Below are 26,814 nucleotides of genomic sequence, written 5' to 3'. Positions count from 1 at the left end.
GCAGTGATATTGACGATCTCGTCGCAACTGTGACCTCCAGCCGGGATCTGGTGGTTGTAGCTCCGAACAGCACTGTCAACACCGGCACGGTAATGGGCGGCCAGCGGCACACCGTGTCTCACCTGACCGGTGGCGCCACGTCTGCAGTGCCGTTGCTGCAGGGCCCCGTACGGGCCAAATACCTGGAGACCGCGAGACGGCGCTTCGTGCCGCCGCCCTCCTTCGAGGAAGCGCTTGCCGCAGTCGACTCGGGCATTACCGTGCTTCTCGGGGATCGGGGGACAGGACGCGAGACACACGCCCTCAATCTGCTGGCCCACGGCGGTGAAGACCCCGTACTCGTTCAGGTGGACGGGGCCGTCAACCTCTCCCGATGGCGACCGCGGCCTCAGGGAGTGCACGGATACCTCGTGATGGAGCCCCCGGACCCGTTCACGCTCCGGGCATGGGAACTGTCCCGCCTGGAAACTCCCCTGGCTGAGGCCAATGCGCGTCTGATCATCGTGCTGACGGATGCTCCAGGACTCGCAGACGCCCTGGCGGATCACCTGGGGGTACCGGTGGTGCGGCACCACCCACCGGATGCCCGGAAGGTTTTCAGCGCCCACTTCACTGACGGCTCGTCCGACGGGGAGGCGTGCGCCGCGTGGTTGCGGGCCCTGCCTCCGGGCCAACTCGAGGAACTGTTGCCTGAAGGACTGCCACCTCGACATGCGGCACGGACGGCGCACGCCGCATTCAACCTGGGTGTCGTGGGTGGCGCCTCCGGAGCCGAGGTGTTGCGCCATGTGGCCCTGATCGAGGGCACTGAAGCCGTGGCCCGCACTCAGACCGACCCCGTTCTCCGCGCCGATCTGCTCGCCGTCACGGTCTACGGTGGGCTGCAACGCGGCGTGGTGGCCGAGCGCTCCGAGGACCTGCTCCGACTCGTGGAGCCGGGAGAAACTCAGACTGCCTGCGCCTGGAGTTCATACGACCCCTCGGCGGCCGACACCCGTCGGCGTCTCGGGCCCGAGGCCTTACGGCTTCTCGGGGCCCAGCGCGTGCGGCGCGCTGGGGACGGAGTCACGGACTGCGTGTCCTTCTTCCGCCCCGCCATGAGGGAGGCCGTGTGGGAGGTTCTGTGCCGTGACCACACGGATCTCATACCTTTGCTGCACTCGTGGCTCGCTGATCCGGGCCCTGAGGCGGAGCAGGTCGAAAAGGCCGGGCGGGCGGTCGCCGCCATGGCCGTGACGACCGGCGGCCGGTCTCTGGCGCACCTTCAGGAACTTGCTCTGGCTCCCTCGTGCTGGGCTCCTCAGGTGGCGGGATGGTGTCTGGCGACGGCTGTCCAGGACCCGGCAGCAGGGCGTACAGCGGCTGACCTGCTCGAACAATGGAGTGTCGCGACCGAGGCTTCACTGCGCGAAACCGTGCTCCACGCCTGCTGCCCGGACCGCGGTGAAGTCGCGGAAGAGCGAGCCCTGGGGTTGCTGCAACAACTCCTGACAACCCTGGACCACGACACGAACGCGGTGGCCGTCGCCACCGCCGTCGCTGAGACGCTAAAGCGGCGCTTTGAAGCCGGGGACTCCCGCGCCAGGAGAACCGTGCTTCGCTGCATGCACGACTGGTCCCGGGGAGAGGACATCCCCAGCCTGCTGGCGGCCCTCTGCTTTCCAGCGATGGTGCACACGGACCTCACATGGTGGAGCGACCAGATGCGCGCGGACGCCCAGTTGGTATCCGGTGCGGTTCGTCTGGCAGCACACGCGCTGAATGAATCGTCCTCCTTCGGATCCATGCACGATGCCCTCGTCGACTGGTGCGCCGAGGCGGTCCGCGCGGGATACCGGGCCAGGGCACTGAGTGAACTCCTCGATGGCTTGGTGGACGACCGGCAACCTGGCTTCCTCCGTTGGCTCCTGGCCGTCGAGAGGTGCTCGGAATCGATGCCCGGCAAGAAGCTGGCGACCCAGGCGCTGACCGCGTGGCGCGCCAAATCACCTGTCTCGAACTCCGATTGACCTGGAGGACCGATGTCACTTCCCCCTCACCCCGGCATTTTCACCGTCGTCGACCGTCACTGCGCCGACAGCGAGCCGACACCTCCGTTACGTCTCTACAGCGATCCGGAAGAGGCTGGCGCACCACTGCCCCTGGTGCGGGCGCGCCAATTGCTCTACGACCGCTCCGTCCCACTTGAGGCACGCGCGAGCCTGTGGTACCAGATGGCTGAGCGTGTCCAGGCCGACGCCGCGGGGTCCGACTGGCCGAAGGCCGTAGTTTGGCTGGGGCTCCCGGGGCTGCGCCGCACCGCCTACAAGATCACCTGGCGATTTCGCGCCGAACGAGGCGATGTAGAGGCCGAACTGATTACTTGCTACCTCGAAGCGCTGGCCGGTTTGGCGGCGGATGATCCAGACCCTGGTGGGACGGTACTGCGTTCGGCCTGTTCACGTGGGTACAACAGGTGGCGGCAGGCTCGCCTTGAGATAGCCGTGGGCGACCTGGAGAGGGCCGGCTGCACTCCCGCCGAAGTGGACGCGGAGGGCTGCTGGCAGGCGGATTACGACCCTTCCCCGCGCCGCCCCGGGCTCTCCGCCACATTGCGGATCACCGTTCCCGCGCACCGTGTCGAGGGTGTACGTCTCGGCGCACTCGCCCAGGCATGGGGAACAGCCGACACCGCCACGAGTATCGGATTCTCGGGCCGAGGCCGCCAGGTCGCCACGGTCTCTCTGCGGCGCGAGAGGAGGGGCGGATGACGGACCGTGACGAGACCCCCCTCACCTTCCGGGAAATCTTTGATCTTCCGGTCAGCGTCAATCTGCGAACGGCGGCGAGGGCCTTCGGCATGTGCCTCGGAACCGCCTACCGCCTGGTGGGCCAGAACGCCTTTCCCTGCCCCACTGTGCGCGTCGGAGGACGCCACCGCGTACTCACGGTGGACCTTCTGAACGCACTGGGCATCGAGGAACGCCCGGTCTTCGCCGACGAGGTCGCCGACGGAGTCGCGCTCACTCTCTTCGACTGACATCCACGCCGCACCCCGTCGGCGGCCTGGCGGCCCCCGACGGGGCCTTCCCCGAATCATTGTGAAGGAGCCCCGCCATGCCCACCTGCCTCGCCGTCTGCGGCACCACCGCCGTCGTGCCTCCCGGTCACTCCCCTTCTGGTGAGCGACACCGGTCCGTCGTCTTCTACGAGGACATCGTCCATCCCGCATGCGAGCAGCTCGGTCTCACCTTCCTGCGAGCGGACAGGCTCACCGAGGCAGGCCTGCCCTTGGACCAACTGCTCCGTATAGTCAATGAGGTGGACATTGTCGTCGCGGACCTCAGCGGATCCGGAGCAGAGCTGTTGTTCGGGCTCGGAATGCGACACGCCCTCGGCAGATACACCGTCCATGTCGCGGAGGAAACCGAACAGCTCCTGGAATCCGGAACGACGCTACGGATTCCGTTCCCGACGCAGCCTGCCGACACCGGTACCGCCCGATGGCGACTGACGGGTCTACTGAAGGAGATGCTGGGCGGCGACAGTCGCCCGTCGCTCCCCCAGGGGACGGTGCCCGAGCCCGGGGCGAAGCCGACCGTCGAGGCAGACGAGGACGCCCCCGGCCTGTTCGACTGGGTCGTCGAAGTGGAAGCGCAAATGGAGGCGATCTCCGGAGACATGACCGACGTGGAGTCGGCCTTTACCGACCTGGTGGCAATGATGGAGCTGATCGGGGAGGAGATGGCACGTGTCGATCATCCCGGGGCTTCGATGAACACGCGGATGGCTGTGATCAACCGCCTGGCCAAGGCCATCGAAGGGCCGGCTGACGACCTGGAGGTGGCAGCCGAGCGCTTCACGGCGCGCATGCAGACCAATGTCGACGCGTTCCGGGCATTCTTGCAATGGGCGTCGAGCACGCCGCGCAGCGAATGGCCGGAGGGCGCGGAAGAGGTGCTGGAGCAGTTCCTCGTCGCCCCCCAAGCAGTGCAGGACGCGGCAGGTGTTTTCCAGGAGATAATGGCAGTGATCAGTATGGTCGGCTCTTCGAGCCGTCAGCTGCGCCGTCCCTCCAGGCAGATCAACACCTCCCTTCAAACCATTTTCCAGAGCGTAGCCGTGCTGGACGAACTGAGGGATCTGGCCATGGAGCTGAGGGAGCCCAGTCTCCCTGGGTGACGCTGACCCTGCGTATACGGGGCCTCGGCCAGTTTGGTGTGACTCAGCCTGACTGCGGTGAGCGCTATCGATCGACGCCTGTCACCCCAGGCGTCGACCACCGAGAGGTCACTCGTGTCGCGAAGGTTCCCTAACGCCATCCGCAGTCCGTAGAGATGTCGATCAGACTTCATCGAGCGACGACAAAGCCCCGAGCCGTTGGCTCGGGGCTTTGTCAAGATTGATGGAGCGGGTGACGAGAATCGAACTCGCGCTCTGAGCTTGGGAATCACCCTGTACTTCGGTCTGTGAATGGCCTCTGGCCTGGGTTGATGGCTGCTTGGCGTTGTTCGTGTACAGCTCCGGTGAAGCCCGTGGTGACCGCTGTTTACCGCCCCTCCTGGCACGTTGTGGCACGATCCTGTGCGCATGCCCCGCGCGGGTGCGACCCTGAAGGCGCTCGCGCCGACGCTAACGCTTTTTCCGTATCCCGCGCTTCTTCGCCTGCGCTTCCTTCTCCTTGCGCTGGGCCACTCCGTAGGCCGACCAAGCACCCTGATGCACGGGGCAACGGGAAGTGCCCGTCACCACCTTCCGCTGACAACGGCCGCCGGTCTTGGTGCGCGCACCGCATTTCGCCATGCCGACCCCCTGGAACGAATACCTCTGCCACCGCTGCGATGGTTGCGGAGATCGTCCTGCCCCTCGGCCCGACTGTGAAGCCATGAACCGGCCGGACTCGGACCGGCGGTGCTGGCTGAGGCATCCCGGCCGAGGTGCCGATGGTTCAGAGAGAGACGATGCGGACGCGACTGCCGCACAGCTTCGTCATGTCGTCGGCGTCGGAGGTGAGAAGCGCGACGGGCCCTGGCTGCCGCAGGGCGACCTCCGCCACGGTGGCGTCGATGGCGTACTTGTGGCCGTGCAGCCCGGTCTCTTTCAGCAGTTCGGCGGCTGCCTTGGCCGCCTGCTCGGTGACCGGTTCCACCTTGACCCGTGACAAGGTCCAGTTCAGCCGCGACATGTTGGTCCGCGCATGGCTGACTTCCACGATCGTGTTCGCCCCTACGACCAGGTCCGCACCCATGTCATGGAACACCCGCAGCATCGCGAGGACCTTCCGGTCCTGCGCGACCCAGGCCGACAGCCCCTCGGAGTCCAGGACGACGGTCTCGACACGCTCCGTCACGCGGCACTCGATCGCTCGTCGGCGCTGCCAAAGATCTTCGAGTGAGCCTCGGCGAGCTCTTCCTCGGTGAAGCTGCCGTGCTCTTCCTCATGTCGCCGCAAGTCGTCCCCGAGCAACTGGTGCCGGATCTGGCGGGCCACGGCTTCCGCCACGTACCCGGAGACGTTGTCGGTCAGCTTGCGGAGCTCAGCCACCTGGTCGGTGGGCAGGGTGACAGTGATGCGTGTCGTCAATGACATGCGCCAAGCATACTGGAGTATGCGCGCTGTGGTGGTTTAACTGCCCCAGTACCGACCAGGGCGCACCGCGCCGGTGCGCGACTTGCCAGGCATGAGCAGCGTCGGCCCCTGGGAAGAGGGAGGCAGGTGCCGCCATCCCTTGTCGGCTTCAGCTCAGAGCGACCTCGTGTTCACTCGGCCACCCGATAGCCTCTCGGCAGCGTTCAGTGTCGAGGGGGGGCGGACCGTGACGGAGCAAGCGTTCGGGATCGACAAGATCCAGCTGGTCAAACTGCTGCGGCGGGTAGCCGAGGGTGAAGCACAGCTGCCGGAGTTCCAGCGCGGCTGGGTGTGGCCGGACCACAACATCATCAGCCTGCTCGCCTCGATCTCTCGTGGATACCCGGTCGGCACCCTCATGTTGCTGCAGACCGGCGGTGACGTTCGCTTCAAGTGGCGCCCGGTGGAAGGCGCCACCCCGCCTCTGGGCATCGAACCGGACACCCTGATTCTCGATGGCCAGCAGCGGATGACCTCACTCTTCCAGTCGCTCATGCTCGGCAAGCCGGTCGAGACACAGAACCAGCGCAAGCAGCGGATCTCCGGCTGGTTCTACGTCGACATGGTCAAGGCCCTCGATCCCCAGTTGGACCGTGAGGACGCCATCCGCCTTCTGCCGGCTGATCGGGTGGCCCGCAGCTTCAGGGGCGAACCCATCGAGGATTGCTCGACTCCGGAGAAGGAGTACGCGGCCCGGCTCTTCCCGCTCTCCCAGCTCTTCACCAACCGCGATTGGAGCTACGGCTACGAGGACTACTGGAAGGCGCAGGGCGAGGACGGCCGCAAGTGGTGGCGGGACTTCGAGGAAGCGTTCGTTCGCCCTTTCGAGCTCTACCAGGTGCCGGTGATCGAGCTCGGGAAGCAGACTGAGCGCCAGGCTGTCTGCCAGGTCTTCGAGAAGGTCAACACCGGCGGCGTCACCCTCACTGTCTTCGAGCTGCTCACCGCCACGTATGCCGCCGAAGAGTTCGACCTGCGCAATCACTGGGACAAAGTGGTCCGGACCGCGTGGAAGGCGCCGGAGTACCGCGTCCTCAAAGAGGTCTCCAACACCGACTTCCTGCAGGCCGTCACCCTGATGGCGACGGCGGCCCGGCGAGCCGAGGCGGCTACCGGCGGGATCGACGAAGAGCGCCGGCCGCGAATCGGCTGCAAGCGCAAGGACATGCTGGAACTGGGGTTGGAGGAGTACCGCCGCTTCGCGCCAATGGTCGTCCAGGGCTTCAAGGACGCCGCCAAGTTCCTCCGCCAGCAGTACCTCTTCGACACCAAGTTCCTGCCGTACGGCACCCAGCTGATCCCTCTCGCCGCGATCCTCAGCACGCTGGGTGAGGATGCCGAACCGGCTGGTGCGCAACAGAAGCTGGCCCGTTGGTACTGGTGCGGTGTGTTCGGCGAGCTGTACGGCGGCTCGACGGAGACAAGGTTCAGCCACGACCTCCCCGAAACCGTGGGCTGGGTACGCGGCACAGGCGCCGAACCCCGCACCATCCGCGACGCTCGGTTCAGTGAGAGCCGCCTGCTGACATTGCGCACCCGCAACAGCGCCGCCTACAAGGGGATCTACGCCCTCCTGATGAAGGAAGGCGCCGTCGATTGGCGGACTGGTGAGAAGACCGAGGTCACCGAGTACTTCGCGGAGGCCGTGGATATCCACCACATCTTCCCGCAGGCGTGGTGCGAGAGGGAGAACATCGCCCGGGGAACTTACAACTCGATCGTCAACAAGACCCCGCTGACCGGACGCACCAACCGCATCATCGGCGGGGCAGCGCCCTCCTCCTACCTCCCCAGACTCGCCAAGAACGCCGAGGTGGACGCGGGCACCGTGGCCAACCACATTCGCACTCATCTGGCTGATCCCGTGTTGCTCGCCCAGGATGACTTCGCGGGCTTCTTCGAAGCCCGGCAGCGGGCCCTGGTTGAGGCGATCGAGACGGCCACTGGCAAGGCGGTCGTCACGGAAGACGGGTACCCCACGACCGATCCGGTGGACGAGGGCGACGAAGACTGATCGTCGGCTGACAGCACTCCAGAAGCCCAGCTCGGCGAAGTGGCCCCTGCCAGCCTCGGAGCAGACCCTCCCCATTCTGATGGCGGCCCCCGCCGCGCTGCGACAGGTGCGGGCGAGGCATCTGAGCAGGTCAGGAAGGGGCCAGGCGGAGCAGAGGTGGTGCACGGTTCCGGAATGGGTCTCGACAACAAAGAACCCCCGGGCCGCTGGCCTGGGGGTTCGCAGTGGAGCGGGTGACGAGAATCGAACTCGCGCTCTGAGCTTGGGAAGCTCATGTTCTACCATTAAACTACACCCGCCGAAACGGCCGTTGAGCTGTTGCCGCATCGTCGGACACTGTACCCCATGTCGGGATCCTGGGGCAGGGAAGTGGTCGGCGGAGGTGTGAGGGCGGTGCGGAGTGCCGCTTGGGAACGCGTCCCGTATATCCCCTAATGTGGCAGCTTCGTCCACGCGTGGTTTGGGGAAGGGACTTGATGGATCGCGATCGCACCGTCGTCCGCTGTGCCGAGGGGCACGTGTTCAGCACCTCTTCGTTCCCGTTGCGGCAGCTCGGGGAGGGACGGATCGGGCCCGGGAGGCTCGTTCGGTGTCCCCGGTGTGCGCGGCTCCGGCATGCCGTGCCCGTGCCCGGGGTGGGGGCGGACGAGCGATAGGCAGGCGGGTGGGGTGGGAGCCGGGCCCGGGCGCGGGGGCGTGGCAGCAGGACGGGTTCGCGTTCCCCTGCCATGGCAACCCTCCCCGTACCCGCTATTCCCCGTTGTGGCCCGGGTGCGGGGGCCGGCCGTGGAGGGGAGGCGGGTAGTCGGTCGTCGGGGGGCGTCGGGGCGCGGGGCCGTCCGATTGGGGTGGGCCCGTGCGCTCTGCGTATCCTCGGTGGGTGCTTCTCTCAGACAAGGACATCCGGGCCGAGATCGACGCCGGACGAGTTCGCATTGATCCGTACGACGAGTCCATGGTGCAGCCGTCGAGTGTCGATGTGCGCCTCGATCGCTACTTCCGGGTGTTCGAGAACCACCGGTACCCGCACATCGACCCCGCGGAGGAGCAGAGCGATCTGACGCGGCTCGTGGAGCCGGACGGGGACGAGGCGTTCATTCTTCATCCGGGCGAGTTCGTGCTGGCCTCGACGTACGAGACCATCACGTTGCCGGACAACCTCGCTTCGCGGCTGGAGGGGAAGAGTTCGCTGGGCCGGCTCGGGCTGGTGACGCATTCGACCGCCGGGTTCATCGATCCGGGGTTCTCCGGGCACGTGACGCTGGAGCTGTCGAATCTGGCGACTCTGCCCATCAAGCTGTGGCCGGGCATGAAGATCGGCCAGCTGTGTTTGTTCCAGCTGAGTTCCTCGGCTGAGTTTCCCTATGGGTCCGAGCGTTACGGGTCCCGTTATCAGGGACAGCGCGGGCCGACGGCCTCGCGGTCCTTCCTCAACTTTCATCGGACGCAGGTGTGATTTCCGGTATGGGTAACAGTGACGTGCGAGAGAACCTGACCTACGACGGGTTCGGGCATGCGGTGCGGGAGCTGGCGCAGACCGTCGCCGACGACGGGTACGAGCCGGACATCATTCTGAGCATCGCCCGGGGCGGGGTCTTCGTCGCGGGCGGGCTGGCGTACGCGCTGGACGTGAAGAACATCAACCTGGTGAACGTCGAGTTCTACACCGGAGTGGGGACCACTCTGGAGATGCCGGTCATGCTGGCGCCGGTGCCGAACGTGATCGACTTCAGCAACAAGAAGGTGCTGATCGCGGACGACGTCGCCGATACCGGCAAGACGTTGAAGCTGGTGCACGATTTCTGCCTTGAGCACGTCGCCGAGGTGCGGAGCGCGGTCGTGTACGAGAAGTCGCATTCGCTCGTGAAGTGCGAGTACGTGTGGAAGCGGACCGACGAGTGGATCAACTTCCCGTGGTCCGTGGAGAAGCCGGTCGTGCGCCGAGCGGGGCAGGTCCTCGACGCGTAGGGGACCGACCGGGGTGAAGGCCACGGAAGAAGGGCCCGGAACGAGATTCTCGTTCCGGGCCCTTCCGCGTACGTGCCGTCGCCGTCGCTAGAGCGTGCCCAGCTTGATGAGCGAGAGCAGTGCGATCAGCTGGATCGCGGACGCGCCCAGCGCCTTCGGCCAGGGCAGGTCGTGCGACTTGCTGATCATCGAGGTGAAGAGGGCACCCGCGGCAAGCCAGGTCACCCAGCCGACGATCTGGACCAGACCGTTGTCGCCGCCCAGGAAGAGCGCGAAGAGCAGGCGTGGGGCGTCCGTGATCGACATGATCAGCATCGAAAGGCCGATCGTCGGCTGCCACGCACCGTCCCCGCCGAGCTGCCGCGCCAACGTGTGGGTGACCGCGCCGAGGATCAGCCCGCAGACGACCATGGCGACGGCTGTGGTGAGGACGTACGGAATGGCGCTGGCGAACGTCGAGTTGATCGTCTCTTCACGGGCCTTGTCGAAGCCGAAGACCGCGAGCATGCCGTAGAGGAACGTGACGATCAGTGCCGGCGCCCAGACCTGGTGGTCGCGCATCTGCCAGAACGTCGCGCCGGGGCGCAGCGCGATACCGGAGAGGAGCTGCTTCCAGTGCAGCCGCGGTCCCGTGGGCGGGGCCGGGTGGTGTCCCCCCGCCTGGTGCGTGTTGCCGTCGCCGTACGGGTCCTCGTTGACGCGGAAGACCTGGGTGTGCCCCGGGTTGTTGGCCGCGTACGGGTCGTGCGGCGGCGGTTGGTTGTACGGGGGGCGGCCCGGGTCGCCGTAACCGGCCTGGTGGGGCTGCGGGTCGCCGAAGTACTCCGGTTCGTCGGAGCCTCCGCCGTATCCGCCGTGCTGCCCCCCGGGCTCGGGGCCGTAGCCGCCGCCCGGGTGCTGCGGGGTCTGCGGTTGCGGCCATTGCTGGCGGCCGTACGGGGGCTGAGGCGGTGCCTGCTGCCCGTACGGCTGCTGCTGCGGTCGCTGCCGCTGCGGTTGTTGCTGCGTGCGGTTGTCCCGGCCGCGTCCGATCCTGAATCCAGCCACGCGAACGAACGTACCCGCTCCGGAGGGGCCGGTGCCCGGGCGGTGGGGAAGCGGGGGGCCTTTGCGGCCGAGCTGTGACATCCCCTAGGGGGACTTCCGGGGGTGGGCGGCGGGCAGGCAGGGGGCGTACCGGGGGATGCCGGAGGGTGGCGGGCCCCGCTGAGCTCGCCGGTCCTGGCGGCCCCGTTGGTCCTGCTCCTGCTGGCCGCGTCGGCTCCGTCTGCTCTTTGGGTGCCGGCAACCTCGGCAGCTCCGGCGGCCCCGGCAACCCCGGCAGCTCCGGCGGCCCCGGCAGCTCCGACAGCTCCGGCGGCCCCGGCAGCCTCGGCAGCTCCCGCGGCCCCGGCAGATCCAGCAGTCCTGGCTGTCCCGTCGGTCCCGTCGGTCCCGGCAGTCCCGAGCGGTGCTGGTAGTCCCGGCAGCCCCGCCTGGTCGTGAGCGAGCGTGCCCCTCGACACGGGAACTGCCCCCGGAACGGCAAGAGCGGCCGGCCCCGCCCCCAGGCAGGTCCAGCCGCTCATGCGCCGGTACGAACGGAATCTCGCAGCGTCCGCCGGACCCGGCCCGCCTACTTCACCGGTTCGGGCTCCGGGGCGTCCTCGGACTCCTCCGAGGCGGCCGGGTCGATCGGGGTCCTGACCGAGTCGAGCAGCAGCTGCGCCACGTCGACGACGGTCAGGGACTCCTTCGCCTTGCCGTCGTTCTTCTTGCCGTTGACCGAGTCGGTCAGCATGACGAGGCAGAACGGGCAGGCGGTCGACACGATGTCCGGGTTGAGGGAGAGGGCCTCGTCCACGCGCTCGGTGTTGATGCGCTTGCCGATCCGCTCCTCCATCCACATGCGCGCACCGCCGGCGCCGCAGCAGAAGCCGCGCTCCTTGTGGCGGTGCATCTCCTGCTGGCGCAGGCCCGGGACGGCGGACATGATCTCGCGCGGCGGCGTGTAGACCTTGTTGTGGCGTCCCAGGTAGCAGGGGTCGTGGTAGGTGATGAGGCCCTCGACCGGGGTCACCGGGATCAGCTTGCCCGCGTCGATGAGGTGCTGGAGCAGCTGGGTGTGGTGGATGACCTCGTAGTCGCCGCCGATCTGCGGGTACTCGTTGCCGATCGTGTTGAGGCAGTGCGGGCAGGTGGCGACGATCTTCTTGGCCGTCCGCGGCTTCTTCGACTCCGCGGTGACCTTGCCTTCGTCGTCGTACTCCTCGCCGAAGGCCATGTTCAGGGCCATGACGTTCTCCTGGCCGAGCTGCTGGAACAGCGGCTCGTTGCCCAGGCGGCGGGCGGAGTCACCGGTGCACTTCTCGTCGCCGCCCATGATCGCGAACTTGACGCCCGCGATGTTCAGGAGCTCCGCGAAGGCCTTGGTGGTCTTCTTGGCCCGGTCCTCCAGGGCGCCCGCGCAGCCGACCCAGTACAGGTACTCGACCTCGGTGAGGTCCTCGATGTCCTTGCCGACGACCGGCACCTCGAAGTCGAGCTCCTTGAGCCACTCCAGGCGCTGCTTCTTCGCCAGGCCCCAGGGGTTGCCCTTCTTCTCCAGGTTCTTGAGCATCGTGCCCGCCTCGGACGGGAACGCGGACTCGATCATCACCTGGTAGCGGCGCATGTCGACGATGTGGTCGATGTGCTCGATGTCGACCGGGCACTGCTCGACGCAGGCACCGCAGGAGGTGCAGGACCAGAGGACGTCGGGGTCGATGACGCCGTTCTCCTCCGCCGTGCCGATGAGCGGACGCTCGGCCTCCGCGAGGGCGGCGGCGGGGACGTCCTTCAGCTGCTCCTCGGTGGCCTTCTCGTTGCCCTCCATGTCCTTGCCGCCGCCTGCCAGCAGGTACGGGGCCTTGGCGTGCGCGTGGTCGCGCAGGGACATGATCAGGAGCTTGGGGGAGAGCGGCTTGCCCGTGTTCCAGGCGGGGCACTGCGACTGGCAGCGTCCGCACTCGGTGCAGGTGGAGAAGTCGAGAATGCCCTTCCAGGAGAACTGCTCGACCTGGGAGACGCCGAAGACGGCGTCGTCGGCCGGGTCCTCCCAGTCGATCTGCTTGCCGCCGGAGGTCATCGGCGGCAGCGCGCCCAGCGCGACGTCGCCGTCGGCCCTGCGCTTGAAGAAGATGTTCGGGAAGGCCAGGAAGCGGTGCCAGGCGATGCCCATGTCGGTCTTCAGCGAGACCGTGATCATCCAGATGAAGGAGGTCGCGATCTTCAGACCGGCGAAGAAGTACGTGAGGTTCTGGAGCGTGCCGAGGTCCATGCCGCGGAACCAGGCGACCAGCGGGTACGAGATGAAGAACGACGCCTCGTAGGAGTCCACGTGGTGCTGGGCGCCCTCCAGCGCGTGCAGCGTGAAGATGCAGACGCCGACGAGGAGGATGACCGTCTCGACGAAGTACGCCTGACCGGTGTTGGAGCCCGCGAAACGGGACTTGCGGCCCGCCCCGCCCGGCCGGTTCAGCTGGCGGACGACGATCAGCACCAGGATGCCGAGGACGGTCATCGTGCCGATGAACTCCACGAACATGTTGTAGGGCGCCCATTCGCCGACGATCGGCAGCATCCAGTCGGCCTGGAACAGCTGGCCGACGGCGTTCACGATCGTCAGCAGCAGCGAGAAGAAGCCCACCGCCACGAACCAGTGGGCGACGCCGACGACGCCCCACTTGTTCATCCGGGTGTGGCCGAGGAACTCCTTGACCACGGTGATCGCGCGCTGCCAGGGATAGTCGGTACGGGTACCGGCGGGCACGGGCTGGCCGAGCGTCACGAAGCGGTAGATCCGCGCGATCGCACGGCCGAACAGCGCGACGCCGACTGCCATGAGGACCAGCGACACGATGATCGCGGCGAGTTGCATTTGGGGGCTCCTCGGGCCTGCGAGGTGGGTAACGGAGGGGCCTGCGGCGCGTCCGGAAGTCCCGGGTCCTCAGGCGTGAAGGCTTATGTGATTACTAAGCGGTAACTTATCCAGTCGAGCTGAGATTACCCACTTATGCCGTCGCAGAGTATCCACGCGGGCGGTGATCTGCGTCGCTCAGGCAACCCTCACCAGGCGGGCGCGCGCGGGCGGCAGGGCGCGGGCACGCGGTGCGCCGGTGGCCGGCTGCGGGTTTCGGCCGCCGCCGCGCTCGGCGGAGGGCCGGGGGCGGACGCGCGGGGCGGCCGGTGCCGAGGCGCGGGCGGTGCGTGCCTCAGCGGGTGCCGTGCGCGGTCAGGGCCGCCGGGACGGTACGGGCGAGGATGCCGAGGTCGACGGCCAGGCAGTGGGTGTCCACGTACTCCAGGTCCAGCAGCAGCATCTCGTCCCACGGGAGACCGGACCGCCTGCTGACCTGCCACAGTCCGGTCATGCCCGGCTTGACCGTGAGCCGGCCGCAAGTCAGTGCCGTGCTGCCGGTGTCCTCGAGGGGCAGGGGGCGCGGGCCGACCAGGGACATCTCGCCGCGCAGGACGTTGACGAGCTGCGGAAGCCCGTCGAGCGCCAGGCGTCGCAGTGCCCGGCCGGCCGCCGCGGCACGGGCGGCGTGCGGACCCCGGGGGATACGTGGGCCGCGGGGCGCGGGGGGTGCGCGGTGGAATCCCAGCAGCTGGAACGGCTCCCCGTACAGACCCGCCCGGGGCCGGCGGCAGATCGCGGCGGCCGGGGCGGTGAGGGCGACGACGGCGTAGGTCGTGGCGAGCACGGGTGCGAAGAGGAGCAGCAGCAGCAGGCTGCCCGTCAGATCCAGCACCCGTTTCGCGGACAACGACTGCATCGCCGCACCCTTTCGTGGGATCTTTGACCGACTTTGTGCGAATAGTCGGCTTTATTGTTCTGACTCTCGCACGATGAACATCAGTCGGCGGGCGCGCCACGCGTGCCGCTCAGCCGTACGGCAGAGGGGTCGGAGAGGAGGGCGCGGCATGCGGGACGTGGGGACAGGAAGCTCCGGCCGAGTGGCGACAGGGGGCCCGGCGAGGTGGTCGCGTTGAAGCCGTACGCCGCGGCGGCGCGCTCGCGCATCGCGTCGTTGCGCGCACGATGCGGGACGCGGCGCACGGTCAGGTTCGTGTGTGCCGCGCTGGCTCTCCTCGTCGCTCTGACGGGAGCGCTGGGCTGGCTCGCGTACCGGAAGATCGACGGCAACATCCGTACCGACGACGCGACTGCCGCGGCGCTCGCCGAGTACGGCGCGGAGCGGCCCGTCCGGCGTCCCGGCCGGGCGCAGAACATCCTGCTGCTCGGCTCCGACTGGCGGAAGGAGCAGGACAGTCAGCGCTCCGACACGGTGATGCTGCTGCACCTGGCCGCCGACCGGAAGCGGGCCGAAGTCCTGAGCGTGCCACGGGACTTGAGGGTGGACGTGCCGAGCTGTCCGCGGCCGGACGGGAGTTACAGCCGGGCGCAGAACGCCCAGTTCAACTGGGCGTTCCAGTTCGGCGGCGCGGCCTGCACGATCCGTACGCTGGAGAAGCTGACCGGCATCCGGATCGATCACCACATGATCGTCGACTTCGCGGGCTTCAAGACGATCGTCAACGCGGTGGGCGGCGTGGAGGTCGACCTCAAGAAGCCCGAACGCGACCCGGACATCGGGCTCGATCTGCCCGCCGGACGGCACGTCCTCAAGGACGAGGACGCGCTCAGCTACGTACGGGCGCGCAAGTACGTCGGAGACGGCAGCGACCTCCACCGGATCGGCCGCCAGCAGGACTTCGTGAACCGGCTTGTCGCCAAGATCCGCGGCAACGGCACGCTGACCAATCCCGCCCGGCTGCTGCCGGTGCTCGACGCCGCGACCTCCGCGCTGACCGCCGACGCCGGCCTCGACTCGCTGACCGAACTGTACGAAGTGGCCGACAGTCTGCGGGACCTGCCGCAGGGCGCGCTGACCTTCACCACGCTCCCGTACCACCAGGCGTCCGACCACTGGTACCGGCTCGACCTTGAGCAGCCGGAGGCGCGCCGGGTGTTCGAGGCCGTACGGAAGGACCAGCCGGTGGTGGCGGCGCTGGAGGCGGCGCGGGCGGAGCCGGACGAGGCGCCCGAGGAGCCCGAGTACGAGCCGGTTCACGACGAGTACGAGTGATCCGGTGCGGGTGTCCCGCGACTGCCTTACCCCTCTGACCAGGGGAAACTATTTCCGTCTCCCTCCATTGCAGATAAGTACCGCATAAGAGTTGAGCGTGCTCGACTCAGGTCTGTTGACGCGGGCGTACGAGTGATGCATCCTTGAGCCAGATCCACTCAAGTACGTAATCTGGAGGAATCCGAAATGGCACGTGCGGTCGGCATCGACCTGGGCACGACGAACTCCGTCGTCAGCGTTTTGGAAGGCGGCGAGCCCACCGTCATCACCAACGCCGAAGGCGCCAGGACCACGCCGTCCGTCGTCGCCTTCGCGAAGAACGGCGAGGTGCTCGTCGGCGAGGTCGCCAAGCGTCAGGCGGTCACCAACGTCGACCGGACGATCCGTTCGGTCAAGCGCCACATGGGCACCGACTGGAAGATCGACCTCGACGGCAAGTCCTTCAACCCGCAGCAGATGAGCGCCTTCATCCTGCAGAAGCTGAAGCGCGACGCCGAGTCCTACCTGGGCGAGAAGGTGACCGACGCGGTCATCACCGTCCCGGCGTACTTCAACGACTCCGAGCGCCAGGCGACGAAGGAGGCCGGTGAGATCGCGGGCCTCAACGTCCTGCGCATCGTCAACGAGCCGACCGCCGCCGCCCTCGCGTACGGCCTCGACAAGGACGACCAGACGATCCTCGTCTTCGACCTCGGTGGCGGCACCTTCGACGTGTCGCTCCTGGAGATCGGTGACGGCGTCGTCGAGGTGAAGGCCACCAACGGTGACAACCACCTCGGTGGTGACGACTGGGACCAGCGCGTCGTCGACTACCTGGTGAAGCAGTTCCAGGGCAACCACGGCGTGGACCTGGGCAAGGACAAGATGGCTCTCCAGCGTCTCCGCGAGGCCGCGGAGAAGGCGAAGATCGAGCTGTCGTCCTCCACCGAGACGTCGATCAACCTCCCGTACATCACGGCGTCGGCCGAGGGCCCGCTGCACCTGGACGAGAAGCTCACGCGCTCGCAGTTCCAGCAGCTCACCTCCGACCTGCTGGAGCGGTGCAAGAACCCCTTCAACAACGTCATCAAGGACGCGGGCATCCAGCTCTCCGAGATCGACCACGTCGTTCTCGTCGGTGGCTCCACCCGCATGCCGGCCGTGGCCGAGCTCGTCAAGGAGCTCACCGGTGGCCGCGAGGCCAACAAGGGCGTCAACCCGGACGAGGTCGTCGCCATCGGCGCCTCGCTCCAGGCCGGTGTCCTCAAGGGTGAGGTCAAGGACGTCCTGCTCCTCGACGTGACCCCGCTGTCCCTGGGTATCGAGACCAAGGGCGGCATCATGACCAAGCTCATCGAGCGGAATACCACGATTCCGACGAAGCGCTCCGAGATCTTCACGACGGCCGAGGACAACCAGCCGTCCGTGCAGATCCAGGTCTACCAGGGCGAGCGCGAGATCGCGGCGTACAACAAGAAGCTCGGCATGTTCGAGCTGACCGGCCTGCCGCCCGCCCCGCGCGGCGTGCCGCAGATCGAGGTCGCCTTCGACATCGACGCCAACGGCATCATGCACGTCGCCGCGAAGGACCTCGGCACCGGCAAGGAGCAGAAGATGACCGTCACCGGCGGCTCCTCGCTGCCGAAGGACGAGGTCAACCGGATGCGTGAGGAGGCCGAGCAGTACGCGGAGGAGGACCACAAGCGCCGCGAGGCCGCCGAGACCCGCAACCAGGCCGAGCAGCTCGTGTACCAGACGGAGAAGTTCCTGAAGGACAACGAGGAGAAGGTCCCGGCCGACGTCAAGACCGAGGTCGAGACCGCCGTCACCGAGCTGAAGGACAAGCTCAAGGGCGAGGACACCGCGGAGATCCGCACGGCCACCGAGAAGGTCGCGGCCGTCTCGCAGAAGCTGGGCCAGGCCATGTACGCCGACGCGCAGGGCGCGCAGGCGGCCGGCGGCGCCGAGGGCGCTGCCCCGGGTGCCGGCCAGGCACAGGCCGAGGACGACGTGGTCGACGCCGAGATCGTCGACGACGAGAAGGACAAGAAGGGTGGCGCTGCCTGATGACGGAGGAGACTCCGGGCTTCGAGGAGAAGCCCGACGTCCCCTCCGGCGCGGATGACGCCGAGCCGAAGGCCGCCGAGGACACCTCCGAGGAGGCGGGCTCGGCGGCCCCGGCCGGGGACGCAGCGAACACCCACGCGGCGGACGCAGCCAAGGACGTCGCACTGACCGCCCAGCTGGACCAGGCCAAGATGGCGCTCTCCGAGCGCACGGCCGACCTCCAGCGCCTGCAGGCCGAGTACCAGAACTACCGTCGCCGCGTGGAGCGGGACCGGGTCACGGTCAAGGAGATCGCCGCGGCGAACCTCGTGACCGAACTCCTCCCCGTCCTGGACGACATCGGCCGGGCACGCGAGCACGGCGAACTGGTCGGCGGCTTCAAGTCGGTGGCCGAGTCGCTGGAGACCGTGGCCGCCAAGATGGGCCTCCAGCAGTTCGGCAAGGAGGGCGAGCCCTTCGACCCGACGATCCACGAAGCCCTGATGCACAGCTACGCGCCGGACGTCACCGAGACGACCTGTGTGGCGATCCTCCAGCCGGGTTACCGGATCGGCGAGCGTACGATCCGTCCCGCACGGGTCGCGGTCGCCGAGCCCCAGCCGGGCGCGTCGGCGGACAAGGCGCAGGCAGACAAGTCGGATGACTCCGATGACAAGGAGAGCGGTGCCCCCGAGGAGGGGTAGCACCGTACTTGGGAGTCCGAGAGGAGGGACGTCGAGGAAATGAGCACGAAGGACTTCGTCGAGAAGGACTACTACAAGGTTCTCGGCGTCCCCAAGGACGCCACCGAGGCCGAGATCAAGAAGGCGTACCGGAAGCTCGCCCGCGAGTTCCACCCGGACGCCAACAAGGGCAACGCCGAGGCCGAGGACCGCTTCAAGGAGATCTCCGAGGCGAACGACGTCCTCGGTGACGCCAAGAAGCGCAAGGAGTACGACGAGGCGCGCGCCCTCTTCGGGAACGGCGGCTTCGCCGCCCGCCCCGGGGCGGCCGGCGGCGGCTCGTTCAACTTCGACCTCGGCGACCTGTTCGGCGGCGCGGCCGGCGGCGGCACCCAGCCCGGCGGCTTCGGCGGTGGCATAGGGGACGTCTTCGGCGGCCTCTTCAACCGGGGCGGCACGGGGACGCGCACCCAGCCCCGCCGCGGGCAGGACATCGAATCCGAGGTCACCCTCAGCTTCACCGAAGCGGTGGACGGCGCGACCGTCCCCCTGCGGATGTCCTCCCAGGCCCCCTGCAAGGCGTGCTCCGGCACCGGCGACAAGAACGGCACGCCCCGCGTGTGCCCGACCTGCGTCGGTACCGGGCAGGTCTCGCGCGGCGGCGGTGGCGGGTTCTCCCTCACCGACCCGTGCGTGGACTGCAAGGGGCGCGGCCTCATCGCCGAGACCCCGTGCGACATCTGCAAGGGTTCGGGACGCGCCAAGTCCTCGCGCACCATGCAGGTCCGCATCCCCGCCGGGGTGACGGACGGGCAGCGCATCAGGCTCCGCGGCAAGGGCTCCCCCGGTGAACGGGGCGGCCCCGCGGGCGACCTGTACGTCGTCGTGCACGTCGACGCGCACCCGGTCTTCGGCCGCAAGGGCGACAACCTCACCGTCACCGTGCCCGTCACCTTCGTGGAGGCGACGCTCGGCGGCGAGGTGAAGGTGCCCACCCTCGGCGGCCCGGCCGTCACCCTCAAGCTGCCCGCCGGGACGCCCAACGGGCGCACCATGCGGGCGCGCGGAAAGGGCGCGGTCCGCAAGGACGGCACCCGGGGCGACCTCCTGGTCACCGTCGAGGTCGACGTGCCGACGAAGCTCAGCGACAAGGCCAGGGAAGCCCTGGAGAATTACCGTACGGCCACCGAGGGCGACGACCCGAGGGCCGCACTGTTCCAGGACGCGAAGGGAGCGTAGGAGAGCGATGGACGGCCGACGACGGAACCCCTACGAGCTGACCGACGAGTCTCCGGTGTACGTCATCTCGGTCGCCGCTCAGCTTTCCGGTCTGCACCCGCAGACCCTGCGCCAGTACGACCGCCTCGGCCTGGTCTCCCCGGACCGCACGGCCGGGCGCGGCCGGCGCTACTCTGCCCGCGACATCGAACTGCTGCGCACCGTGCAGCAGTTGTCGCAGGACGAGGGCATCAACCTGGCCGGCATCAAACGCATCATCGAGCTGGAGAACCAGGTCGCCGCCCTGCAGTCCCGCGTCGCCGAACTCTCGGCGGCGGTGGACGGCGCGGCCGCCGCCCTCCAGCAGCGCGAGGCCCAGGTCCACGCCTCCTACCGGCGCGACCTTGTCCCCTACCAGGACGTCCAGCAGGCGGGCGCGCTGGTGGTGTGGCGGCCGAAGAGGCCGCGGGACTGACCGGCGCGTACGGGTCCGGCCGGCGCGCACGGGACGGCGACACGTGGGGCGGGAAGGCACTCCGGTGCTTTCCCGCCCCACGTCGTCGTTCCCGGGGGGCCGGGCCCCGGGGCGCTCAGGGAATCAGTTCCGAGACCACGTCGATGAGAGTGATCCACGTCGGCTGACCACCGGTGCCGTACGCGGCGGCGAGGGTGTAGCCGAGGGAGGCGTCGACGGGCTCGGGGTCGGCGTCCGGGTGCCACTCCACGAGGACCGTCTCGTCGCCGTCGGCGCTGAAGTCGGCGAGGTGCCTGCCGTCGCGGGTGAAGCGGCTGGTGGCGAGGGAAGTGGGGGTGAGGCGGTAGCGGGCCCCGTCGTGGGTGGCGTCCACCTTGTACGTGGAGCGGCGGATGCGGCCCTTGCCGGGGCGGATCCAGGCCGGGGCGCCGTCCACGGAAAGGGTCAGCTCGCCGGCGGCCCGGGTGCCGATCGCGATGTGCGGATCGGGCCTTGCCGCGCCGGGGGCGCGGACGAGGACGGTCCGGGGGATCGCGGGGCCCGACACGGTGACGCGGGTGTGCGTGTCGACGGTGACGGTCACGGCTCCGAAGAGCGTGTCGTCCAGGGGCGGACGGACCGCCTGCGGGGCCTCGGGGCGTTTCTTGAGGCCGACCGGTTGCGCGGCGGTCGTGGACGGGGTGCGCTCGGTCATGCCATGGCCTTCGGGGCGGGGACGGGCGGTTCACCGGGGAAGACCGCGGCGGGACGCGCAGGGTTGCGCGGGCGGTGGACTTCCCACAGGCCGGCGGGGTCAGGCGCCAGGCGTCGGGCGTGAGGTGTCGAGGACGCCGGACTTGGCGATGAGGTAGCCGAGCTGGGCGCGGTTGCTGGTGCCGCCGAGGGCGGCGGCGAGCTTGGCGATGTGGGCGCGGCAGGTGCGTACGTTGAGGCCGAGGCGCTGCGCGATCTCCTCGTCGACGAGGCCCTGGACGAGGAGGCGTGCGATGGAGCGGCGGATGGCGGTGAGGCCGTCGGGGGAGGCGGGCTCGGGGAGGGGTTCGTCGAGGGGGACGGCGTGCTGCCAGAAGCGTTCGAAGGCGGAGATCAGGTACCCGACGAGATCCGGGTTCCGCAGGTGCAGGGCGGTCTGCGCATCCGGTGTGGCGGCGAGGAACGCCTCCGTGCGATCGAAGACGAGGAGCCGGGGGACGAGTTCCTCCACGGTGCGCATCTCGACCTGGATGTCCGGCAGCCGGTCGACGTAGGCAAGCGTGCCGTAGCTGTGCCGGACGGTGTGCTGGTAGAGCGTGCGCATGCGCAGGCCCCGGTGGGCCAGGAGGTGGGTTCTCTCCAGAGCTTGGGCCAGCGCGTGTTCCGGCCGGGCCCCGCCGGGCTGGATCGTCCTGACCTCCGTGCGGCATGCCACGCACGCGAGGTCGAGGGCGGCGTTGATCCGTGCGAGCCCTTCCAGGACGGTGATCGCGGGAGGTGGATCCGGGATCAAGGGTCTTCCGTTCTGCGAAAGGATGCGGGTGCGGCTATGCGTCGAGGATGTTCGACTGCGCGATGAGGTAGCCGAGTTGCGCCCGGCTCCTGCTGCCGAGGGCGGACGCCAGTTTGGCGATGTGGGCCCGGCAGGTCCGGACGTTCATGCCGAGGCGGCGGGCGATGGCCTCGTCGACGTGCCCCTCCACGAGGAGTTTCGCGATGGAGCGCTGGACGCCCGAGATGCCCTCCGGGGTCGGGTCGTACGTCACGGGCTCGACGAGGGGGGTCGCGCGGCTCCAGAAGTGCTCGAAGACGGTGGCCAGGTAGGACACGAGTCCGGGGTGCCGCAGTTCCAGGGCGATCTGCCGGTCGTCCTGGGCCGGGATGAAGGCGACCGTGCGGTCGAAGACGAGGAGCCGGTCCGGGAGTTCCTCCAGGGTGCGTATCTCCACCTTGTCGCCGGCCATCATCTCCGCGTAGGCGAGCGTTCCCTGGCTGTGGCGTACCGTGTGCTGGTAGAGGGTGCGGATGGATCCGCCGCGCCCGTTGAGCGCGCGGCCGCGTGACACCGCCGCGTTGAGTGCGTCCTCGCTGCGTCCGCCGCCCGGCTGGATCGTCAGCACCTCGAACTCGGTGTCCGCGAGGGCGAGATCGAGGGCCGCGTTGATCCGGGAGTCCCCTTCCAGGACCGTAATGGCATAAGTGGGCGGGGGATTCTGCGCGCTGATGGCCATGAATGGCTCGAAGGTGTCGGTGAGTTCGACGCTCAGACGCCGATTGACCTGAATTTCGTTCTCGATTGTCTGGAGCCTTTTGGCCAGAGCCGAAGCCGGCGGAACCGGCCGGAGCCAGAGTGCGTCGTCAGGATCGGGATGCAGCAGTGCGAGATCCATCAGGCACGGGGCCGGGTCGACTTCCGCCCGGGGAATCCGCCCTGAACGCAAGGCGCTCGCATAGAGCTGCTTCGCGGCGTCACACATCTCGGTTATCGCGTGGGGATGTGTCGAGTTGGCGGCATTTGCGGTCATAGGTCCGTCCCCCAGGGTCCTGAACGTGCAAGAACATGATGCACCGCCCCTGTGGTGTTGACGTGGCCTAATAGGCCATCGTTTTACCGGCGGGGTGAGGAACCCATGGAAGTGAGGACAAAGCCGACTATGTATCAGCGAATGCTTCGTTCAGGTCTTGCGGTGGCCTTCTCTGCCGGGGCGGTTCTCGGGGCGGTTCTGCCCCTGGACATCGCCTGGTCCAGCGGGAAGGACGGGGCGGGAACGGTGGCGGCACCGCCGTCGGACATCGCCTGGAACTTCCGAGCGGCTGCCGAGCCGTCGGACATCGCCTGGGACGTCAAGGCGGCCGGGCCCTCGGACATCGCGTGGAACAGCATCCAGGCGGACGGGGACATTGCCTGGAACAGCGCTCCGGCAGGGAAGGGCGCCTGACCATGCCCTCCGACGACCCCTCCTTCAGACGCGAAATGGCCCGGGTCATCCGTGGTGGATGGCACCTCATCGATCTCGTCTCGGCGGTTCCCGAGCGCGGCGACTCGTTGATGGTGACCCTCTTCGGCGAACCGATCCTGGTCGTGCGCGAGGAGGACGAGGACGTCCGGGCGTACCGGTGTCTGCGCAGGCCGAGGGGCGCCCCCCAGCCCATCCGCTGCGAGATCCGCTACGGCAACATCTTCGTGAGCCTCGACACGTGCGACCACCAGCTCATCGAGGCCGAGACCATCACTCGTTCCCCACGGTCCGCCGCGCGGACTGCTACAGCCACCCCCCGCAGCGCCTGATGCGATTCCCCCGTCGTCACTGATCGCATCGCGGCGCTTCCCCCACACAGCGACGTCCTCGTGGACCTGAACACGAGGACGTCGCTGTGCTGCGTGCGGACTTCCCCGGCGGACCGGCCGGCGGCGCGCTACGCGTTGCCCATGCCGCGGGTGAGGGTGATCTCGATGACCACGCGCTCCGGGTTCTCGCGCGGGGTGCGCCCGTAGCGTTCCTTGTAGCGCTGCTCGGCGTACGCGACCTCCGCCGGCTCGGTGCGCAGCCGCGCCACGCCCTCCAGCGTCGCCCACTTCGCACCCGCCATCTGGCAGACCGCCACCCGTGCCCCCTGCTCGCCCGCCGCGCGCACGTGGACGGCCTTGCGGCTGCTGCCGGAGCAGATGACCCGGGCGATGCCGTCCTCCGCGTCGTACGTCACCCCCACCGGCACCACGTGTGGCGTGCCGTCCGGGCGGGGGGTAGTCAGGGTGCAGAGGTGGTACTCGGACCAGAAGGCGCGGTACTCGGGGCTCGGGTTGCGTACGTCGATGGCCATGTCCCGCAGATTAACCGGGCGGGCTCCCCCGCCGACCCGGTGCGCCCGCACAAAGGTGAGTGGAATAGACTCAACTTTGTACACGTTGGATGAGTCATAGAACTCGGTGGGGCCCCAGAGGCCGGTCGACGGTGCGCAGGAGGAGAGAAGAGACGTGGAAGCAGAGCTGACCAACAGGAGCCGGGACGCGATCAACGCGGCCACCAACCGGGCCGTTTCGGACGGCCACCCCGATCTGACCCCCGCGCACTTGCTGCTCGCACTGCTGGAGGGCCAGGACAACGAGAACATCACCGACCTGCTGGCCGCCGTCGAGGCGGACCAGGCGGAGGTGCGCGCCGGAGTCGAGCGGCTGCTGGCGGCGCTGCCCAGCGTGACCGGGTCCACCGTCGCCCCGCCGCAGCCCGACCGCGAGCTGCTGGCCGTCGTCGCCGACGCGTCGCAGCGGGCCAAGGAGCTGGGCGACGAGTTCCTGTCCACCGAGCACCTGCTGATCGCTCTGGCGGCCAAGGGCGGCCGGAGCGCCGACGTACTGAAGGACCAGGGCGCGAGCGCGAAGAAGCTGCTCGCCGCATTCGAGACGAGCAGGGGAGGGCGCCGGGTGACCACCGCGGATCCCGAGGGCCAGTACAAGGCGCTGGAGAAGTTCGGCACCGACTTCACGGCGGCCGCGCGCGAGGGGAAGCTGGACCCGGTCATCGGCCGCGACCAGGAGATCCGCCGGGTGGTGCAGGTGCTGTCGCGCCGTACCAAGAACAATCCGGTGCTGATCGGCGAGCCCGGCGTCGGCAAGACCGCCGTCGTCGAGGGCCTGGCCCAGCGCATCGTGAAGGGCGACGTACCCGAGTCGCTCAAGAACAAGAAGCTGGTCTCCCTCGACCTGGGCGCGATGGTCGCCGGGGCGAAGTACCGGGGCGAGTTCGAGGAGCGGCTGAAAACCGTCCTCTCCGAGATCAAGGAGAGCGACGGCCAGATCATCACCTTCATCGACGAGCTGCACACGGTGGTGGGCGCCGGCGCGGGCGGCGACTCCGCCATGGACGCCGGCAACATGCTCAAGCCGATGCTGGCCCGCGGCGAGCTGCGGATGGTCGGCGCGACCACCCTCGACGAGTACCGCGAGCGCATCGAGAAGGACCCGGCGCTGGAACGGCGCTTCCAGCAGGTGCTGGTCGCCGAGCCGTCCGTGGAGGACACCATCGCGATCCTCCGCGGCCTCAAGGGACGCTACGAGGCGCACCACAAGGTGCAGATCGCGGACTCCTCGCTGGTCGCGGCGGCCACGCTGTCCGACCGGTACATCACCTCCCGCTTCCTGCCGGACAAGGCGATCGACCTCGTCGACGAGGCGGCCTCCCGGCTGCGCATGGAGATCGACTCCTCGCCCGTCGAGATCGACGAGCTCCAGCGGTCGGTGGACCGGCTCAAGATGGAGGAGCTGGCGCTGAAGAACGAGACCGACGCCGGTTCCGTGCAGCGCCTGGAGAAGCTGCGCCGCGACCTCGCCGACAAGGAGGAGGAGCTGCGCGGCCTCAATGCCCGCTGGGAGAAGGAGAAGCAGGGACTCAACCGGGTCGGTGAGCTGAAGGAGAAGCTCGACGAACTGCGCGGCCAGGCCGAGCGCGCCCAGCGCGACGGCGACTTCGACACCGCCTCCAAGCTGCTGTACGGGGAGATCCCCGGCCTGGAGCGGGAGCTGGAGGAGGCCGCCGCCGCGGAGGCGGAGGTCCGCGAGGTCGACACCATGGTCAAGGAGGAGGTCGGCCCGGACGACATCGCGGACGTGGTCGGCTCCTGGACAGGCATCCCGGCGGGCAGGCTGCTGGAGGGCGAGACGCAGAAGCTGCTGCGCATGGAGCAGGAGCTCGGCAAGCGGCTGATCGGGCAGCACGAGGCCGTGCAGGCGGTGTCCGACGCGGTACGCCGCACCCGCGCCGGAATCGCCGACCCGGACCGGCCGACCGGCTCGTTCGTCTTCCTCGGCCCCACCGGCGTCGGCAAGACCGAGCTGGCGAAGGCCCTCGCCGACTTCCTCTTCGACGACGAGCGGGCCATGGTCCGCATCGACATGTCGGAGTACGGCGAGAAGCACAGCGTCTCCCGGCTGGTCGGTGCCCCGCCCGGCTACGTCGGCTACGAGGAGGGCGGCCAGCTCACCGAGGCCGTGCGCCGGCGCCCGTACAGCGTCGTGCTCCTGGACGAGATCGAGAAGGCGCACCCGGAGGTCTTCGACGTCCTCCTCCAGGTGCTCGACGACGGCCGGCTCACCGACGGCCAGGGCCGGACGGTCGACTTCCGCAACGTCATCCTGGTGCTGACCTCCAACCTCGGCAGCCAGTACCTGATGGAGCCCACGACCTCGGAGGAAGTGAAGAAGCAGCAGGTCATGGAGGTCGTACGCGCCTCCTTCAAGCCGGAGTTCCTGAACCGGCTCGACGACCTGGTGGTCTTCTCCGCCCTCGGCAAGGATGAGCTGGCGCACATCGCCGGCCTCCAGGTCGAACGCCTCGCCAAGCGTCTGGCCGACCGGCAGCTGACCCTGGACGTCACCCCCGACGCACTGGCCTGGCTGGCCGAGGAGGGCAACGACCCGGCGTACGGCGCCCGCCCGCTGCGCCGCCTCATCCAGACCGCCATCGGCGACCGCCTCGCCAAGGAGATCCTGGCCGGCGAGGTCAGGGACGGCGACACGGTACGGGTGGACCTGGTCGGCGACGGGCTGGTCGTGGGCCCGGCGACGGATACGGCGGTCTCCACCGAGAAGGAGGCATGACCGGCACGGCCCGCGCAGGGCACGCCCCGCCCCGGTAAGGGGTGCGATTCGAGGCGATCTGTCAGCTCGCAGCGGATCGCCCCCTGTGGGGCTTGCCATCCCCCTCCCGGCATGGGAGAGGATGACCGGAACCGTACGAAGGGAAA

At 68.5% G+C, this 26,814-nt stretch carries 27 protein-coding genes and 1 tRNA gene; 16 read left to right on the top strand and 12 right to left on the bottom strand.

Features of this window, described 5'->3' with window-relative positions:
• Nucleotides 1–29: 29 nt before the first annotated feature.
• The 4 genes from HNQ79_RS23050 to HNQ79_RS23035 all read left to right on the top strand — a co-directional run bounded on the left by HNQ79_RS23050 (nucleotide 30) and on the right by HNQ79_RS23035 (nucleotide 4,161).
• Nucleotides 30–2,009 (top strand): hypothetical protein, encoded by a 1,980-nt coding sequence (locus HNQ79_RS23050; RefSeq protein ID WP_229923268.1) that lies wholly within the window; start codon nucleotides 30–32, stop codon nucleotides 2,007–2,009.
• Nucleotides 2,010–2,213: 204 nt separating this feature from the next.
• Nucleotides 2,214–2,750 (top strand): hypothetical protein, encoded by a 537-nt coding sequence (locus HNQ79_RS23045; protein ID WP_229923269.1) that lies wholly within the window; start codon nucleotides 2,214–2,216, stop codon nucleotides 2,748–2,750.
• Nucleotides 2,747–3,019 (top strand): DNA-binding protein, encoded by a 273-nt coding sequence (locus tag HNQ79_RS23040; RefSeq protein ID WP_185034066.1) that lies wholly within the window; start codon nucleotides 2,747–2,749, stop codon nucleotides 3,017–3,019. Before HNQ79_RS23045 ends, HNQ79_RS23040 begins: the two co-directional genes overlap by 4 nt.
• 77 nt (nucleotides 3,020–3,096) lie before the next feature.
• Nucleotides 3,097–4,161, top strand: a complete 1,065-nt coding sequence (locus tag HNQ79_RS23035) for a hypothetical protein (protein ID WP_185034064.1) — start codon at nucleotides 3,097–3,099, stop codon at nucleotides 4,159–4,161.
• A gap of 450 nt (nucleotides 4,162–4,611) precedes the next feature.
• On the opposite strand, the gene HNQ79_RS34565 is transcribed toward HNQ79_RS23035, so the two are convergent.
• The 3 genes from HNQ79_RS34565 to HNQ79_RS23025 form a co-directional block, all read right to left on the bottom strand.
• Nucleotides 4,612–4,782 carry an HGGxSTG domain-containing protein gene (locus tag HNQ79_RS34565; protein ID WP_311772308.1) on the bottom strand — a complete coding sequence of 57 codons (171 nt, stop codon included), beginning with the start codon at nucleotides 4,780–4,782 and terminating at the stop codon, nucleotides 4,612–4,614.
• Nucleotides 4,783–4,927: 145 nt separating this feature from the next.
• Nucleotides 4,928–5,329, bottom strand: coding sequence for a PIN domain-containing protein (locus HNQ79_RS23030; RefSeq protein ID WP_185034062.1), 402 nt, complete (start codon nucleotides 5,327–5,329; stop codon nucleotides 4,928–4,930).
• Nucleotides 5,326–5,568: a type II toxin-antitoxin system CcdA family antitoxin gene (locus HNQ79_RS23025; protein WP_185034060.1), complete on the bottom strand. Its 243-nt coding sequence runs from the start codon at nucleotides 5,566–5,568 to the stop codon at nucleotides 5,326–5,328. Before HNQ79_RS23025 ends, HNQ79_RS23030 begins: the two co-directional genes overlap by 4 nt.
• Before the next feature lie 226 nt (nucleotides 5,569–5,794).
• Between HNQ79_RS23025 and HNQ79_RS23020 the strand changes: the two genes are divergently transcribed.
• Complete coding sequence (locus tag HNQ79_RS23020; protein ID WP_185034058.1) at nucleotides 5,795–7,621, top strand: DUF262 domain-containing protein; 1,827 nt, start codon at nucleotides 5,795–5,797, stop codon at nucleotides 7,619–7,621.
• Between the two features lie 225 nt (nucleotides 7,622–7,846).
• On the opposite strand, the gene HNQ79_RS23015 is transcribed toward HNQ79_RS23020, so the two are convergent.
• A tRNA-Gly gene (locus HNQ79_RS23015) sits at nucleotides 7,847–7,920 on the bottom strand.
• A gap of 177 nt (nucleotides 7,921–8,097) precedes the next feature.
• On the opposite strand from HNQ79_RS23015, the gene HNQ79_RS33895 reads away from it, so the two are divergent.
• The 3 genes from HNQ79_RS33895 (at nucleotide 8,098) to HNQ79_RS23005 (ending at nucleotide 9,589) form a co-directional block, all read left to right on the top strand.
• Entirely contained in the window at nucleotides 8,098–8,277 is a 180-nt protein-coding gene (locus HNQ79_RS33895) for a hypothetical protein (RefSeq protein WP_229923270.1), read from the top strand.
• Nucleotides 8,278–8,501: 224 nt separating this feature from the next.
• Nucleotides 8,502–9,077, top strand: a complete 576-nt coding sequence (gene dcd / locus HNQ79_RS23010; RefSeq protein ID WP_185034056.1) for a dCTP deaminase — start codon at nucleotides 8,502–8,504, stop codon at nucleotides 9,075–9,077.
• A gap of 8 nt (nucleotides 9,078–9,085) precedes the next feature.
• Nucleotides 9,086–9,589 carry a phosphoribosyltransferase gene (locus HNQ79_RS23005; protein ID WP_185034054.1) on the top strand — a complete coding sequence of 168 codons (504 nt, stop codon included), beginning with the start codon at nucleotides 9,086–9,088 and terminating at the stop codon, nucleotides 9,587–9,589.
• A gap of 87 nt (nucleotides 9,590–9,676) precedes the next feature.
• Here the strand turns inward: HNQ79_RS23005 and HNQ79_RS23000 are convergent, their stop codons facing one another.
• From HNQ79_RS23000 to HNQ79_RS22985, 4 genes are all read right to left on the bottom strand, one after another.
• Nucleotides 9,677–10,636, bottom strand: a complete 960-nt coding sequence (locus HNQ79_RS23000) for a Yip1 family protein (RefSeq protein WP_185034052.1) — start codon at nucleotides 10,634–10,636, stop codon at nucleotides 9,677–9,679.
• Nucleotides 10,637–11,204: 568 nt separating this feature from the next.
• Nucleotides 11,205–13,487, bottom strand: a complete 2,283-nt coding sequence (locus HNQ79_RS22995) for a (Fe-S)-binding protein (RefSeq protein ID WP_185034050.1) — start codon at nucleotides 13,485–13,487, stop codon at nucleotides 11,205–11,207.
• A gap of 334 nt (nucleotides 13,488–13,821) precedes the next feature.
• Nucleotides 13,822–14,385 (bottom strand): sugar transferase, encoded by a 564-nt coding sequence (locus tag HNQ79_RS22990; RefSeq protein WP_229923271.1) that lies wholly within the window; start codon nucleotides 14,383–14,385, stop codon nucleotides 13,822–13,824.
• An 80-nt stretch (nucleotides 14,386–14,465) separates the two neighbouring features.
• Nucleotides 14,466–14,669, bottom strand: a complete 204-nt coding sequence (locus HNQ79_RS22985; RefSeq protein WP_185034048.1) for a hypothetical protein — start codon at nucleotides 14,667–14,669, stop codon at nucleotides 14,466–14,468.
• A 10-nt stretch (nucleotides 14,670–14,679) separates the two neighbouring features.
• Between HNQ79_RS22985 and HNQ79_RS22980 the strand changes: the two genes are divergently transcribed.
• The 5 genes from HNQ79_RS22980 (at nucleotide 14,680) to HNQ79_RS22960 (ending at nucleotide 20,100) form a co-directional block, all read left to right on the top strand.
• On the top strand, nucleotides 14,680–15,699 hold the full coding sequence (locus HNQ79_RS22980; RefSeq protein ID WP_185034046.1) for an LCP family protein: 1,020 nt from the start codon (nucleotides 14,680–14,682) through the stop codon (nucleotides 15,697–15,699).
• A gap of 186 nt (nucleotides 15,700–15,885) precedes the next feature.
• Nucleotides 15,886–17,745: a molecular chaperone DnaK gene (gene dnaK / locus HNQ79_RS22975; RefSeq protein WP_185034044.1), complete on the top strand. Its 1,860-nt coding sequence runs from the start codon at nucleotides 15,886–15,888 to the stop codon at nucleotides 17,743–17,745.
• Nucleotides 17,745–18,428 (top strand): nucleotide exchange factor GrpE, encoded by a 684-nt coding sequence (gene grpE, locus HNQ79_RS22970; protein ID WP_185034042.1) that lies wholly within the window; start codon nucleotides 17,745–17,747, stop codon nucleotides 18,426–18,428. The genes dnaK and grpE overlap by 1 nt, the downstream gene beginning before the upstream one ends.
• 39 nt (nucleotides 18,429–18,467) lie before the next feature.
• On the top strand, nucleotides 18,468–19,646 hold the full coding sequence (gene dnaJ, locus HNQ79_RS22965) for a molecular chaperone DnaJ (protein ID WP_185034040.1): 1,179 nt from the start codon (nucleotides 18,468–18,470) through the stop codon (nucleotides 19,644–19,646).
• A 7-nt stretch (nucleotides 19,647–19,653) separates the two neighbouring features.
• Nucleotides 19,654–20,100 carry a heat shock protein transcriptional repressor HspR gene (locus HNQ79_RS22960; protein WP_185034038.1) on the top strand — a complete coding sequence of 149 codons (447 nt, stop codon included), beginning with the start codon at nucleotides 19,654–19,656 and terminating at the stop codon, nucleotides 20,098–20,100.
• 115 nt (nucleotides 20,101–20,215) lie between these two features.
• Here the strand turns inward: HNQ79_RS22960 and HNQ79_RS22955 are convergent, their stop codons facing one another.
• The 3 genes from HNQ79_RS22955 to HNQ79_RS22945 all read right to left on the bottom strand — a co-directional run bounded on the left by HNQ79_RS22955 (nucleotide 20,216) and on the right by HNQ79_RS22945 (nucleotide 22,598).
• Nucleotides 20,216–20,794, bottom strand: a complete 579-nt coding sequence (locus tag HNQ79_RS22955) for a hypothetical protein (RefSeq protein ID WP_229923272.1) — start codon at nucleotides 20,792–20,794, stop codon at nucleotides 20,216–20,218.
• 99 nt (nucleotides 20,795–20,893) lie between these two features.
• Entirely contained in the window at nucleotides 20,894–21,586 is a 693-nt protein-coding gene (locus tag HNQ79_RS22950; RefSeq protein ID WP_185034036.1) for a helix-turn-helix transcriptional regulator, read from the bottom strand.
• A 34-nt stretch (nucleotides 21,587–21,620) separates the two neighbouring features.
• Nucleotides 21,621–22,598 (bottom strand): helix-turn-helix transcriptional regulator, encoded by a 978-nt coding sequence (locus HNQ79_RS22945; protein WP_185034034.1) that lies wholly within the window; start codon nucleotides 22,596–22,598, stop codon nucleotides 21,621–21,623.
• A gap of 162 nt (nucleotides 22,599–22,760) precedes the next feature.
• Here HNQ79_RS22945 and HNQ79_RS22940 point away from each other — a divergent pair, with 162 nt between their 5' ends.
• A complete protein-coding gene (locus tag HNQ79_RS22940; RefSeq protein ID WP_185034033.1) occupies nucleotides 22,761–23,012 on the top strand; it encodes a 5'-nucleotidase in 252 nt (83 codons plus the stop codon).
• Complete coding sequence (locus HNQ79_RS22935; RefSeq protein ID WP_185034188.1) at nucleotides 23,009–23,362, top strand: (2Fe-2S)-binding protein; 354 nt, start codon at nucleotides 23,009–23,011, stop codon at nucleotides 23,360–23,362. Before HNQ79_RS22940 ends, HNQ79_RS22935 begins: the two co-directional genes overlap by 4 nt.
• Nucleotides 23,363–23,490: 128 nt before the next feature.
• On the opposite strand, the gene HNQ79_RS22930 is transcribed toward HNQ79_RS22935, so the two are convergent.
• Nucleotides 23,491–23,895, bottom strand: coding sequence for a TIGR03618 family F420-dependent PPOX class oxidoreductase (locus tag HNQ79_RS22930; protein ID WP_185034032.1), 405 nt, complete (start codon nucleotides 23,893–23,895; stop codon nucleotides 23,491–23,493).
• A 154-nt stretch (nucleotides 23,896–24,049) separates the two neighbouring features.
• On the opposite strand from HNQ79_RS22930, the gene clpB reads away from it, so the two are divergent.
• Nucleotides 24,050–26,668, top strand: coding sequence for an ATP-dependent chaperone ClpB (gene clpB, locus HNQ79_RS22925; protein WP_185034031.1), 2,619 nt, complete (start codon nucleotides 24,050–24,052; stop codon nucleotides 26,666–26,668).
• Nucleotides 26,669–26,814 lie beyond the last annotated feature (146 nt).

Origin of the sequence: Streptomyces candidus (genome assembly GCF_014207445.1) — a bacterium.
GTDB lineage: Bacteria > Actinomycetota > Actinomycetes > Streptomycetales > Streptomycetaceae > Streptomyces > Streptomyces candidus.
This window is presented reverse-complemented; position numbering and strand designations above follow the sequence as displayed.